Here is a 13,049-nt window from a genome sequence, read left to right as displayed (position 1 = left end):
AAAGGTTACGGCGCTCTGGCTTAAAAATAAAATTGATTATATATTTATAATCAATCTTTATAAGTGGTAAGCAACCATGCACATTACATTGCGTCAGCTGGAAGTTTTTGCCGAGGTGCTGAAAAGCGGCTCGACAACCCAGGCGTCACAAATGCTGGCGCTCTCGCAGTCCGCCGTTAGCGCGGCCTTGACCGATCTTGAAGGGCAACTGGGCGTTCAGCTTTTCGACAGGGTAGGAAAGCGGCTGGTGGTGAACGAACATGGCCGCCTGCTGTACCCGCGTGCCCTGGCCTTGCTGGAGCAGGCAACGGAGATCGAACAGCTGTTCCGCGAGGACAACGGCGCTATTCGCGTCTACGCCAGCAGCACGATCGGTAACTACATCCTGCCGGAAGTGATTGCCCGCTACCGCCGGGATTTTCCGACCCTGCCGCTGGAAATGAGCGTCGGCAACAGCCAGGACGTGATCAACGCGGTGATCGATTTCCGCGTGGACATCGGGCTTATCGAAGGGCCGTGCCACAACGTGGATATCATTGCGGAACCCTGGCTGGAGGATGAGCTGGTGGTGTTTGCCTCCCCGGCCTCTTCTTTACTCCAGGGCGAGGTGACGCTGGAGCGTCTGGCGCAGGCGCAGTGGATCCTGCGAGAGCAGGGCTCCGGCACGCGTGAGATTGTCGATTATCTGCTGCTGTCCCATCTGCCGCAGTTCCAGTTAGGGATGGAGTTAGGTAACTCCGAGGCGATTAAGCATGCGGTGCGTCATGGCCTGGGCATTAGCTGTCTTTCCCGACGGGTGATTGCCGAACAGCTGGAGACCGGCTCTCTGGTTGAGATCCCCGTTCCGCTGCCGAAGCTGGTGCGCACGCTGTGGTGCATCCATCATCGTCAGAAACACCTTTCCAGCTCGCTCCAGCGTTTTCTGCGCTACTGCGCCATTTAACGTTCCCCGGTGGCGCTTCGCTTACCGGGGCTATGTGCGCTTATCACCCCACATTTTTATGCTTTACTTATAATCCTGGCCGAGTCATGAAGCTCTCTTATAACTGAGCATTTCTGCCGGAAGCAACGCAGATCGTCTGCTACAATCGCGCCTCATTTATTGAATGGACAGCATTTTCACATGGTTTCAGAAACTAAAACCACAGAAGCGCCCGCGCTACGTCGCGCACTTAAGGCGCGTCACCTGACGATGATCGCCATTGGCGGCTCCATCGGTACGGGTCTTTTCGTTGCCTCTGGCGCAACAATTTCGGCAGCCGGCCCGGGTGGGGCATTATTCTCTTATATCCTGATTGGCCTGATGGTCTACTTCCTGATGACCAGCCTGGGTGAACTGGCGGCATACATGCCGGTGTCTGGTTCGTTTTCGACCTACGGACAAAAATACGTTGAGGAAGGCTTCGGCTTCGCGCTGGGCTGGAACTACTGGTACAACTGGGCGGTGACCATCGCCGTTGACCTCGTCGCCGCACAACTGGTGATGACCTGGTGGTTCCCGGACACGCCAGGCTGGATCTGGAGCGCCCTGTTCCTGGCGGTCATCTTCCTGCTGAACTACATCTCCGTGCGCGGCTTTGGCGAAGCGGAATACTGGTTCTCTTTGATTAAAGTGGCAACCGTCATCATCTTTATCGTCGTCGGTGTGGCGATGATCGTTGGTATTTTCAAAGGGGCTGAACCGGCGGGCTGGAGTAACTGGACTATAGGCGATGCGCCGTTTGCCGGGGGCTTCTCGGCGATGATTGGCGTGGCGATGATTGTCGGTTTCTCCTTCCAGGGTACCGAGCTGATTGGTATCGCGGCCGGTGAATCCGAAAACCCGGAGAAGAACATTCCGCGCGCGGTGCGTCAGGTGTTCTGGCGTATCCTGCTGTTCTATGTGTTCGCGATCCTGATTATCAGCCTGATTATTCCGTATACCGACCCAAGCCTGCTGCGTAACGATGTGAAAGACATCAGCGTCAGCCCGTTCACGCTGGTCTTCCAGCACGCGGGTCTGCTCTCTGCCGCGGCGGTGATGAACGCGGTGATCCTGACGGCGGTACTGTCTGCGGGTAACTCCGGGATGTACGCCTCCACCCGCATGCTCTACACCCTGGCCTGCGACGGTAAAGCGCCGCGTATTTTCTCGAAACTGTCTCGCGGTGGCGTGCCGCGCAACGCGCTGTATGCGACCACGGTGATTGCGGGTCTCTGTTTCCTGACCTCCATGTTCGGCAATCAGACGGTCTACCTGTGGCTGCTTAACACCTCTGGTATGACGGGCTTCATTGCCTGGCTGGGCATTGCCATCAGCCACTACCGTTTCCGTCGCGGGTACGTCAAGCAGGGTCATGATCTGAATAATCTGCCGTACCGGTCAGGGTTCTTCCCGCTGGGGCCGATCTTCGCCTTCGTTCTGTGCCTGATTATTACCCTGGGTCAGAACTATGAGGCCTTCCTTGCGGACACCATTGACTGGGGCGCCGTCACGGCCACCTATATTGGCATTCCGCTGTTCCTGATCATCTGGTTTGGCTACAAACTGACGAAAGGAACACGCTTCGTTCGCTACAGTGAAATGGATTTCCCGGAACGATTTAAACAATAACCGCACTTCCTCTTTTTTAGCCCGCTCAGTTGAGCGGGCTTTTTTATGGGCAGATCAGAAGCTGTAGGTCATGCCGACGGTGTAGCGACGGCCATCCAGCACGGTGTCATACGTATCGTAATCAATCTGCTTATCGAGCACGTTATACACACCGGCAGTAACCAGCAGGTTTTTGTTGGCGTTGTAGCGCATACCGACATCAACCTGAGTGTAGGACGGCGTACCCTGGGACATTGACGTGCGGCTCAGGTACTCAGACGTTTTACCGCGCAGGTTGAGACGGCTCCAGAATCCGACATCTGGCGTCGCCTGCCAGTCCAGGGTGGTGTTGAACATGTGTTTCGGCATTTTGTTCAGTGGCTTGCCGGAGAACTGGCCGCTCTTCTGCTCAGACTCCGTATAGGTGTAGTTTGCAGTCCAGTTCACATCACGCGTGATCTTCCACCCGAAGGAGGACTCCACACCGCGCATGTTGGCTTTGTCCACGTTGACGCGATCGCTGACGAAATCATAGCTGTGATCGCCAATCGTACAGGCGGGATCGGCGCTGCTGTTACAGCGGCGAACTTCCGTAATCTTGTCCTTGAAGTCGGTATTAAACAGCGTTACGCCGGCATTCAGGTTATCGTTGTTATCCCAGAGCAGGGCGAGCTCTTCGCTCAGACTCTTCTCTGGTTTCAGATCCGGGTTGCCAACGATGATACCGTCAAGACGGCCGCCACCCGTTACCTGGCCCCAGCTGGCAGACGACTGACGCAGATCCGGCGCACGATAGCCAGCCGAAACCCCCCCTTTTAACGTCCACTGATCGGCCAGGTGCCATACGCCGTAACCGCGCGGCGTCCAGTTAGTACCGTAGTTTTGGTCTTTGTCCATACGCAGGCCGCCGGTCAACGTAAAGCTTTCCGTCATTGCCCATTCATCTTCGGCAAACAGGGCCCAGCTCCAGCGCGTCAGTTTGTTCAGGCCGTCAGCAGCTTCCAGCTGATTACCCTTGTCGCGCAGTTTCTCATAACGATACTGCCCGCCGAGGGTCAACGTATGATCGCCGAGGAAAATCTGGTTCTGGTTGTTGAAGGTGGTGTTATAGGAGCGCATTTTGCGACCTGGATTATTGGTCTCTTCCTGCTGGATATAGCTGGTGGTATTGAAGTCGTCGTAATACCCGCTGTGCGTTAAGGAGTAGGTCGTGTGCTCATAGCGCGAGTCGCTTTTGGTATTTGGCGTACAGGTTGTTCCCCGGCAGGTTTCAGCCGCTTTCGACATCCCCGGGGTGCTGTTTCTGTCCTGAAGCTCGCGAGCAAAGTCGAGGTCGAAATCGTTCTTCTCGTCCGGCGTGAAGTTCAGCGTAATGCCACCGTTACGCATTTTCTGCTCGTTATAGCCGTTCACGATTTTATCTTCTGCGCGGCGTGACAACAGCCCCGTCACTTTTGCGCCCAGCAGTCCGTCGATCAGGGGACCAGAAGCGTAGGCGTTGGTCTGGAAGATATCGCCGGAATCATTGTTTTCCTGGAAGGTCGCATCGCCATGCAACGAACCGGTCCAGGCTTTAGTGTTCGAGACTTTTTTGGTAATGACGTTAATTACGCCACCCATAGCATCGGAGCCGTAAAGCGAGGACATCGGGCCGCGGATGACCTCGATGCGCTCAATGGACTCCAGCGGCGGCAGCCAGCCTTGTTCAATACCCGAGTTGTCGCTGTTGGGGCGGGTGCTTCGCGTACTGACGCGTTTGCCGTTCACCAGGAACAGGGTGTACTGAGAGGCCATGCCGCGAATACTGATATCACTGCTGCTCCCGCCGCCAGTGACGACAACGCCCGGGACGTCTCTCAGGGCATCGGTAACATCACGGTAGGCTTTATCTTCAATCTGCTGTTTTGAAATCACAGAGATGGAGGCGGGGGCATTCTGGATTTTTTGTTCAAAACCCGTCGCGGTGACGACAACGGTGTCCTGATCGGCTGCGTGAACGAAGGGGGAACATGTGGCAGCGCCAATGGCGACGGCCAGGAGCTTAATGCGCGGTATTGTCATTTGTACATTCCGTATAAAAATGAATAAAACTCCATCGGGATAACCCTGAGAACTGTATGTTTTTGTCTTGTAAGAACTCTTTGAGATGGAGAAGAGCCTGGAATTGTACAAAAGAATGTAGAATTGTAAACACAAATGATAATTGAAATCATTTGTGTTTGGGTGTCGGAGACAGAAATCAGGCTGGATTCAAGCGGATAGAAGTATGTAAAGAGGGGGAGGGGAAGACCCGGTAGGCAGGAGGCGCTACCGGGCAAAAGGCGGAACTTATCTGAACAGATGCTCCGCATGGAAGCGGAGATGATCCTCAATAAAGGACGCCATGAAGTAATAGCTGTGGTCGTATCCCGGCTGAATGCGCAGCGTTAGCGGCCAGTCCTTCATGCGCGCGGCTTCCGCCAGCACCGCAGGCTGTAGCTGTCCGGCGAGGAACTGATCCGCATCGCCCTGATCGATAAGCATCGGGATCGCATTCACCGAATCGCTCGCCAGCATCAACGCGCAGCTGTCCCATTCCTGCCATTTTTCTGCATCTTCACCCAGATAGTGCGTAAAGGCTTTTTGCCCCCACGGCACCAGCGTTGGGTTCACAATCGGCGCAAATGCGGACACGCTGGTGTATTTCCCCGGATTTTTCAGCGCCATTATCAGCGCCCCGTGGCCACCCATCGAATGTCCGCTTATCGCGCAGCGCTCGCTGACCGCGAACTGAGAGTGCACCAGGGCAGGCAGTTCATCGCGAATGTAGTCATACATGCGGTAATGGCTCGCCCACGGTTCTTCCGTGGCGTTGAGATAGAACCCGGCGCCTTTACCCAAATCGTATCCGGCATCGTCGGCCACGTCATCGCCACGCGGGCTGGTATCTGGCATCACCAGCGCAATGCCCAGTTCGGCGGCAATACGCTGGGCACCCGCTTTGGTGGTGAAGTTTTCGTCGTTGCAGGTCAGGCCTGAAAGCCAGTACAGCACCGGTGGATTGTCCGCAGGGGGCAGGAAAATGCTGAACGTCATAGCACAATTCAGCGTGGTGGAGTCGTGCCGCCAGCGCTGCTGTCGACCTTCAAAACAACGATGCTCTTCGAGCAGTTCCATGCAGGGCTCCTTAAAGGTAAGACGATTCATAAAACGCATAATACAGAGTTTTCATTGACCTGTGAGCAACTTTCACTTTCGCAGGACGGCGAGATGTTGCATCATAAATTTACTTTTCTTTAACAATTGGAGCGATCATGGCGCTGCGTATCGCGCTCAGCGGATTTGTGGTTCTGGTCGTGGCGATGGGGATAGGGCGCTTCGCCTTCACGCCTCAGGTGCCGCTGATGATAGCCGCCGGGCAACTCACGCTTACCAGCGCGGGGCTGGTGGCGGCAATGAACTATCTGGGCTATCTGGTGGGGGCATGGGATGCCATGCGCGCCCATCGCTTCGTTGAAACGCGTCTCTGGCTTGGCATCACCGGTGCGGTGGCGCTAACGCTGCTCTCCGCGGCGGCAGATAATGCCGTTGTTCACGGTCTGCTGCGCTTTGTGATCGGCTGCATGAGCGGCTGGTCGATGGTGCTGATTGCCGCCTGGACCAACGAGCGGCTGGGGCAACTGGGCAAACCGGGACTCAGTGCGGCCGTCTTTGCCGGACCCGGGGCCGGCATCGCCCTGAGCGGCCTGCTGGCGGTCTATATTCAGGCGAAATCCTTGTCCGCCGGGGCGGCATGGCAAATCTACGGCGTACTGGCGCTGGTGCTGATTGTGCTGGTGGCGCGCTACCTGCCGCGGTCCGGGCAGCTCCATCGGCCCGGTACCGCGCCTGAACCGCTGCTGCTGACCGCAGATCTCAAGCGTCTGGTCTGGAGCTACAGCCTGGCAGGGTTCGGCTATATCCTCCCGGCGACCTTTTTATCGCAAATGGCGGCGGTGCGTTTTCCTGGCAGCCTGTTTGCCCAGTTTGTCTGGCCGATATTTGGCGCCGCCTCGGTGGTGGGAATTGCGCTCAGCATTGCCCTGCGGCATACATCAAGCGCTAACCGCAGGCTGGCGATTGTTCTGTGGTTACAGGGGATTGGCGTGCTGGCGGCCTGGCTGCTGCCGGGCATAGGCGGCTTGCTGACGGGTGGGCTGCTGGTGGGCGGCGGGTTCCTCTGCGCCGTGCAGCTCTCTCTTTTGTACGGTCGCGAGCTGGCGCCAGACCACACGCGTTATATGGCGGGACTGCTCACCACCGGGTATGCCATTGGTCAGCTGGTGGGTCCGGTCACGTCGGCACTGTCGACCTGGCTCACGCATCGGCTGGAACCTGCGCTGGGGCTGGCGGGGATCGCGCTGTTCGTTGGCGGAGCGTTAGTCTGGAACCGTCAGGCTGAAAGGCAACAGCAATTGCAATAATTATCGTCGTGAATACTGGATTATGTGCGTCGCCTCACGCACAATGAGCGCACACTTTTGCCACAACGAGGGCAAAAGACGCCACACCTGCAGGAGAAAAGAATGTCATCACTCAGTAAAGAAGCAGCCCTTGTCCATGAAGCGCTGGTTGCGCGCGGTCTTGAAACGCCACTGCGCCCGCCCGTGCAGGAGCTGGACAATGATACCCGCAAGAGTCTGATCGCCGGCCATATGACGGAGATCATGCAACTGCTGAATCTCGATCTGAGCGACGACAGCCTGATGGAGACGCCGCACCGCATCGCGAAGATGTACGTCGACGAAATTTTCTCCGGCCTGGATTACGCGAACTTCCCGAAAATCACCGTCATTGAAAATAAGATGAAGGTCGATGAGATGGTGACGGTACGCGATATCACGCTGACCAGCACCTGCGAGCATCACTTTGTGACCATCGATGGTAAAGCGACGGTGGCCTATATTCCAAAAGATACGGTCATTGGCCTGTCCAAGATCAACCGCATCGTGCAGTTTTTTGCCCAGCGTCCGCAGGTGCAGGAGCGTCTGACGCAGCAGATCCTGACCGCACTGCAAACTCTGTTGGGTACTAACAACGTGGCGGTGTCTATCGACGCGGTGCACTACTGCGTGAAGGCGCGCGGCGTGCGTGATGCAACCAGCGCAACCACCACCACTTCGCTGGGCGGCCTGTTCAAATCGAGCCAGAACACCCGCCAGGAGTTCCTGCGCGCCGTGCGTCACCACAACTAATCAGACAGGGCAGGGACCATGGAGCGAAACGTCACGCTCGATTTTGTTCGCGGCGTCGCCATTCTCGGTATCCTGCTGCTGAATATCAGCGCCTTCGGTCTGCCGAAGGCCGCTTATCTGAATCCTGCGTGGTATGGCGACATCACGCGCAGCGACGCCTGGACGTGGGCAATCCTCGATCTCTTTGCACAGGTTAAATTCCTGACCCTCTTTGCGCTTCTGTTTGGCGCGGGACTTCAGCTTCTCCTCAAACGCGGTACGCGCTGGATCCAGTCGCGTTTAACGCTGCTGGTTATCCTCGGTTTTATTCACGGGCTGCTGTTCTGGGACGGCGATATTCTGCTCGCGTATGGTCTGGTGGGGCTGATTTGCTGGCGGCTGATCCGCGACGCGCCCGGTGTGAAAAGCCTGTTTAATACCGGCGTGATGCTCTATGTCATGGGACTGGCCGTGTTATTGCTGCTTGGCATGATTGCCGATGCTTCCACCAGTCGTTCATGGATCCCGGATGCGGCCAACCTGCAATATGAGCAGTTCTGGAAGCTGAAAGGCGGCATGGAAGCGATAGGCAACCGGGCCGATATGCTCGGCGATAACCTGCTGGCGCTGGGCGCGCAATACGGCTGGCAACTGGCGGGGATGATGCTGATGGGCGCAGCCCTGATGCGCACCGGCTGGCTGAAAGGGGAATTTAGCCTGCGACACTATCGTCGTACGGGAGCAGGGCTGGTGCTGCTCGGCGTGATCATCAACCTCCCGGCGGTGATGATGCAGTGGCATCTTCAGTGGGATTACCGCTGGTGTGCATTCCTGTTGCAGGTGCCGCGCGAACTGAGCGCGCCGTTCCAGACTATTGGCTATGCGGCGCTGATCTACGGCTTCTGGCCCCAGCTTTCCCGCCTGTGGATCGTCAGTGCGGTGGCCTGCGTTGGGCGGATGGCGTTAAGCAATTACATCCTGCAAACGCTGATATGCACCACGCTTTTCTACCGATTCGGCCTGTTTATGAAATTCGACCGCCTGACGCTGCTGGCGTTTGTTATTCCGGTCTGGATTGTTAACGTGGTGTTTTCGGTTGTCTGGCTGCGTTTTTTCCGCCAGGGCCCGCTGGAATGGGCATGGCGACGGTTAACCGCCCGTGCTTCGGGCGTGTCATTGCGTAATACATCCAGATAACGATCTGGATCACAATCATTAACAAAACGGATGTAAGCGTTTTCATTTGTGTGAGCTTCTTCACGTAGTCTCCTCTCTCTCGCTGCCAGAATAGCCACCTTGCTAAACACAGGGGGTGTCTGTGAGTTGCTGCAATCCTTTAAAGGGTGGTGAATATGATCACCATTCGTGACGTCGCCCGCCAGGCGGGTGTTTCTGTTGCTACTGTCTCCCGCGTGCTGAACAACAGTGCGCTGGTCAGCCCTGAAACGCGTGAAACCGTAATGAAAGCCGTGACCCAGCTGGGGTACCGGCCAAACGCTAATGCCCAGGCGCTGGCGACGCAGGTCAGCGATACCATTGGCGTAGTGGTGATGGACGTGTCTGACGCCTTCTTCGGCGCGCTGGTCAAAGCGGTGGACGTCGTTGCCCAGCAGCACCAGAAATATGTGCTGATTGGCAACAGCTATCACGAGGCTGAAAAAGAGCGTTATGCCATTGAGGTACTGATCCGCCAGCGCTGTAACGCCCTGATTGTGCACTCTAAAGCCCTGAGCGATGAAGAGCTGGCCGGGTTTATGGAGCAGATCCCCGGCATGGTGCTGATCAATCGTATCGTCCCCGGCTACGCGCACCGCTGCGTCGGTCTGGATAACATCAGCGGCGCGATGATGGCGACGCGGATGCTCATCAGCAACGGCCATCAGCGCATTGGTTATCTGGCCTCCAGCCACGGTATTGAAGACGACATGATGCGCCGCGAGGGCTGGCAAAACGCCCTGAAAGAGCAGGGCATTGCGCCGCTGGAAAGCTGGGTAGGTACCGGTTCGCCGGACATGCAGGGCGGTGAAGCGGCAATGGTGGAACTGCTGGGGCGTAATCTTCAGCTGACGGCCGTGTTTGCCTATAACGACAGCATGGCGGCAGGTGCGCTTACCGCGCTGAAAGACAACGGCATTGCGGTGCCGCAGCATTTATCGCTGATCGGCTTTGACGATATCCCGATTGCCCGTTACACCGATCCGCAGCTGACAACGGTGCGTTACCCCATTGCGTCGATGGCGAAACTGGCGACAGAGCTGGCGTTACAGGGGGCGGCAGGGCTGTTAGATCCTGACGCAACGCATTGTTTTATGCCGACTTTAGTACGCCGCCATTCGGTCGCTATCCGACAAACTGTGGCTCCGATCACTAACTGATAACATCACGTGATGTAACCGTTTTCAATCTGTGAGTAAATTCACAGTATCTTAACAAGCCGCTGTCTATGATGTCAGCGTTTTAGGGGCTGAAACACAATGTAACGGTGATTATTCACTTTTACCGTTACCAGCATGCCTCAAACAACGAATAAAACGCATTTCTGGAGCGTTACCGAACACGGAAGCTGGACATTTTATAAGTGAACTTCGGCGATCAGTAACGTTTTATTAACTTCTGCCCGCCGACCGTTTTTCACAAGAACTACCCTGCATAAAAAAAAACCGGAGATACCATGAATAAGAAGGTGTTGACTCTGTCTGCTGTCATGGCAAGCATGCTTTTTGGCGCAGCAGCGCACGCAGCGGATACCCGTATTGGCGTGACTATCTATAAATACGACGACAACTTCATGTCCGTTGTGCGTAAAGCAATTGAAAAAGATGCTAAATCAGCGCCAGACGTGCAGTTGCTGATGAATGACTCCCAGAATGACCAGTCCAAACAGAACGATCAGATTGACGTTCTTCTGGCAAAAGGCGTGAAAGCGCTGGCTATTAACCTGGTTGACCCGGCTGCGGCAGGCACGGTGATCGAGAAAGCGCGCGGCCAGAACGTGCCAATTGTCTTCTTCAACAAAGAACCTTCCCGTAAGGCGTTAGACAGCTACGATAAAGCGTATTACGTGGGTACCGACTCCAAAGAGTCCGGGATTATCCAGGGCGATCTGATTGCGAAACACTGGGCGGCGAACCCGAACTGGGATCTGAACAAAGATGGTCAGATTCAGTTCGTTCTGCTGAAAGGCGAACCGGGCCATCCGGATGCTGAAGCACGTACCACCTACGTTATTAAAGAGCTGAACGACAAGGGCCTGAAAACCCAGCAGCTGGCGTTAGACACCGCAATGTGGGACACCGCTCAGGCGAAAGATAAGATGGACGCGTGGCTCTCTGGTCCGAACGCCAACAAAATTGAAGTGGTCATCGCCAATAACGATGCGATGGCAATGGGTGCGGTAGAAGCGCTGAAAGCCCACAACAAATCCGCCATTCCTGTATTCGGTGTGGATGCCCTGCCAGAAGCGCTGGCGCTGGTGAAATCTGGCGCTATGGCCGGTACCGTGCTGAACGATGCCAACAACCAGGCGAAAGCCACCTTCGATCTGGCGAAAAACCTGGCCGACGGTAAAGGCGCCGCTGACGGGACTAACTGGAAAATTGACAACAAAATCGTTCGCGTTCCTTACGTGGGCGTAGACCAGTCCAACCTGGCTGAGTTTATCGGTAAATAAGTTATCTGCATTGTCTTCACTGGGCGCAATTCGTTGCGCCCTTTTATAACGCGATATGCGAGGCCAACAAGGTATAATTATGGTCAGCACAACTACTCAGTCGTCCGGTGAATACTTGTTGGAAATGACCGGTGTCAACAAGTCATTCCCCGGTGTTAAGGCGCTCGATAATGTTAATTTAAAAGTTCGTCCACACTCTATTCATGCGTTAATGGGTGAAAACGGTGCGGGTAAATCAACATTATTAAAATGCCTCTTTGGGATCTATCAAAAAGATTCTGGCAGCATTCTTTTTCAGGGAAAAGAGATCGACTTCCATTCAGCGAAAGAAGCGCTGGAGAACGGTATCTCGATGGTACACCAGGAATTAAACCTGGTTCTGCAACGTTCAGTTATGGATAATATGTGGTTGGGTCGTTATCCAACCAAAGGTGTCTTTGTCGATCAGGATAAAATGTATCGCGACACCAAAGCCATTTTTGATGAGCTGGATATTGATATCGACCCGCGCGCACGCGTCGGGACATTATCCGTTTCCCAGATGCAGATGATCGAAATTGCCAAAGCGTTCTCCTATGATGCGAAAATCGTGATCATGGATGAACCGACATCGTCATTAACGGAAAAAGAGGTTAACCACCTTTTTACCATTATTCGTAAGCTGAAAGATCGCGGCTGCGGCATTGTCTATATCTCACATAAAATGGAAGAGATCTTCCAGCTGTGCGATGAAATCACCATCCTGCGCGACGGCCAGTGGATCGCCACCCAGCCGCTGGAAGGGCTGGATATGGACAAGATCATCGCCATGATGGTTGGCCGTTCTCTGAACCAGCGCTTCCCGGATAAAGAAAACAAGCCAGGCGAAGTGATTCTGGAGGTGCGTAACCTGACCTCGCTGCGTCAGCCGTCTATCCGCGATGTCTCTTTCGATCTGCACAAGGGGGAGATCCTTGGCATCGCAGGGCTGGTGGGCGCTAAGCGCACCGATATCGTGGAAACCCTGTTTGGTATCCGTGAGAAAGCCGAAGGCACCATTACGCTGCACGGTAAGAAGATCAACAACCACAACGCCAACGAAGCCATTAATAATGGCTTTGCGCTGGTGACGGAAGAGCGTCGTTCCACCGGTATTTACGCTTATCTGGATATTAACTTTAACTCGTTAATTTCTAATATTCGCAATTACAAAAATAAAGTCGGGCTGCTGGATAATTCCCGCATGAAGAGCGATACCCAGTGGGTGATTGACTCCATGCGCGTGAAAACGCCGGGCCACCGCACGCAAATTGGCTCACTCTCGGGAGGGAACCAGCAGAAAGTCATTATTGGTCGCTGGCTATTAACCCAGCCTGAAATTCTGATGCTGGATGAACCTACGCGCGGTATCGACGTGGGTGCAAAATTTGAGATTTACCAGCTGATCGCCGAGCTGGCGAAAAAAGATAAAGGGATCATTATTATTTCTTCCGAAATGCCGGAATTGTTAGGGATCACAGACCGTATTCTGGTTATGAGCAATGGTCTCGTTGCCGGTATTGTTGAAACCAAAACGACAACGCAAAACGAAATTTTGCGTCTTGCGTCTTTGCACCTTTAAGATCAGGGGCTCCTC

Annotated in this window: 10 protein-coding genes; 8 read left to right on the top strand and 2 right to left on the bottom strand. The window is 54.9% G+C overall.

The features are described from left to right. Positions 1–76: 76 nt before the first annotated feature. The gene (gene yieE, locus ACQG1Y_RS15375) at positions 77–943 is read left to right on the top strand and encodes a DNA-binding transcriptional regulator YeiE (protein ID WP_017383387.1); all 867 of its coding nucleotides are present in this window, start codon (positions 77–79) and stop codon (positions 941–943) included. A gap of 180 nt (positions 944–1,123) precedes the next feature. After that, entirely contained in the window at positions 1,124–2,593 is a 1,470-nt protein-coding gene (locus ACQG1Y_RS15370; protein ID WP_006811308.1) for an amino acid permease, read from the top strand. A 54-nt stretch (positions 2,594–2,647) separates the two neighbouring features. Here ACQG1Y_RS15370 and ACQG1Y_RS15365 read toward each other — a convergent pair whose 3' ends face one another. Together ACQG1Y_RS15365 and fghA are read right to left on the bottom strand one after the other, a co-directional pair. Continuing rightward, positions 2,648–4,633 carry a ligand-gated channel protein gene (locus ACQG1Y_RS15365; RefSeq protein WP_015572315.1) on the bottom strand — a complete coding sequence of 662 codons (1,986 nt, stop codon included), beginning with the start codon at positions 4,631–4,633 and terminating at the stop codon, positions 2,648–2,650. 267 nt (positions 4,634–4,900) lie between these two features. Continuing rightward, a complete protein-coding gene (gene fghA / locus ACQG1Y_RS15360) occupies positions 4,901–5,728 on the bottom strand; it encodes an S-formylglutathione hydrolase (protein WP_141414245.1) in 828 nt (275 codons plus the stop codon). Positions 5,729–5,865: 137 nt separating this feature from the next. On the opposite strand from fghA, the gene ACQG1Y_RS15355 reads away from it, so the two are divergent. The 6 genes from ACQG1Y_RS15355 (at position 5,866) to mglA (ending at position 13,034) form a co-directional block, all read left to right on the top strand. Next, complete coding sequence (locus ACQG1Y_RS15355; protein ID WP_017383385.1) at positions 5,866–7,014, top strand: YbfB/YjiJ family MFS transporter; 1,149 nt, start codon at positions 5,866–5,868, stop codon at positions 7,012–7,014. A 102-nt stretch (positions 7,015–7,116) separates the two neighbouring features. Continuing rightward, positions 7,117–7,785: a GTP cyclohydrolase I FolE gene (gene folE / locus ACQG1Y_RS15350; RefSeq protein WP_015572317.1), complete on the top strand. Its 669-nt coding sequence runs from the start codon at positions 7,117–7,119 to the stop codon at positions 7,783–7,785. Positions 7,786–7,803: 18 nt separating this feature from the next. Further along, positions 7,804–8,961: a DUF418 domain-containing protein YeiB gene (yeiB, locus tag ACQG1Y_RS15345; RefSeq protein WP_015572318.1), complete on the top strand. Its 1,158-nt coding sequence runs from the start codon at positions 7,804–7,806 to the stop codon at positions 8,959–8,961. A gap of 155 nt (positions 8,962–9,116) precedes the next feature. Continuing rightward, positions 9,117–10,139 carry an HTH-type transcriptional regulator GalS gene (gene galS, locus ACQG1Y_RS15340; protein ID WP_003859324.1) on the top strand — a complete coding sequence of 341 codons (1,023 nt, stop codon included), beginning with the start codon at positions 9,117–9,119 and terminating at the stop codon, positions 10,137–10,139. 296 nt (positions 10,140–10,435) lie between these two features. Then, on the top strand, positions 10,436–11,434 hold the full coding sequence (gene mglB, locus ACQG1Y_RS15335; RefSeq protein WP_017383382.1) for a galactose/glucose ABC transporter substrate-binding protein MglB: 999 nt from the start codon (positions 10,436–10,438) through the stop codon (positions 11,432–11,434). Between the two features lie 79 nt (positions 11,435–11,513). After that, entirely contained in the window at positions 11,514–13,034 is a 1,521-nt protein-coding gene (gene mglA, locus ACQG1Y_RS15330) for a galactose/methyl galactoside ABC transporter ATP-binding protein MglA (protein WP_003859320.1), read from the top strand. Positions 13,035–13,049: the final 15 nt, after the last annotated feature.

The organism is Enterobacter cloacae complex sp. 397G4, assembly GCF_050031515.1.
In the GTDB taxonomy this organism is placed as follows: Bacteria; Pseudomonadota; Gammaproteobacteria; order Enterobacterales; family Enterobacteriaceae; genus Enterobacter; species Enterobacter hormaechei_C.
This window is presented reverse-complemented; position numbering and strand designations above follow the sequence as displayed.

Bases quoted from the DNA above. Each gene is read 5' to 3' on its own strand.
- yieE (WP_017383387.1), top strand. From the start codon at position 77: ATGCACATTACATTGCGTCAGCTGGAAGTTTTTGCCGAGGTGCTGAAA.
- ACQG1Y_RS15370 (WP_006811308.1), top strand. From the start codon at position 1,124: ATGGTTTCAGAAACTAAAACCACAGAAGCGCCCGCGCTACGTCGCGCA.
- ACQG1Y_RS15365 (WP_015572315.1), bottom strand. From the start codon at position 4,633: ATGACAATACCGCGCATTAAGCTCCTGGCCGTCGCCATTGGCGCTGCC.
- fghA (WP_141414245.1), bottom strand. From the start codon at position 5,728: ATGGAACTGCTCGAAGAGCATCGTTGTTTTGAAGGTCGACAGCAGCGC.
- ACQG1Y_RS15355 (WP_017383385.1), top strand. From the start codon at position 5,866: ATGGCGCTGCGTATCGCGCTCAGCGGATTTGTGGTTCTGGTCGTGGCG.
- folE (WP_015572317.1), top strand. From the start codon at position 7,117: ATGTCATCACTCAGTAAAGAAGCAGCCCTTGTCCATGAAGCGCTGGTT.
- yeiB (WP_015572318.1), top strand. From the start codon at position 7,804: ATGGAGCGAAACGTCACGCTCGATTTTGTTCGCGGCGTCGCCATTCTC.
- galS (WP_003859324.1), top strand. From the start codon at position 9,117: ATGATCACCATTCGTGACGTCGCCCGCCAGGCGGGTGTTTCTGTTGCT.
- mglB (WP_017383382.1), top strand. From the start codon at position 10,436: ATGAATAAGAAGGTGTTGACTCTGTCTGCTGTCATGGCAAGCATGCTT.
- mglA (WP_003859320.1), top strand. From the start codon at position 11,514: ATGGTCAGCACAACTACTCAGTCGTCCGGTGAATACTTGTTGGAAATG.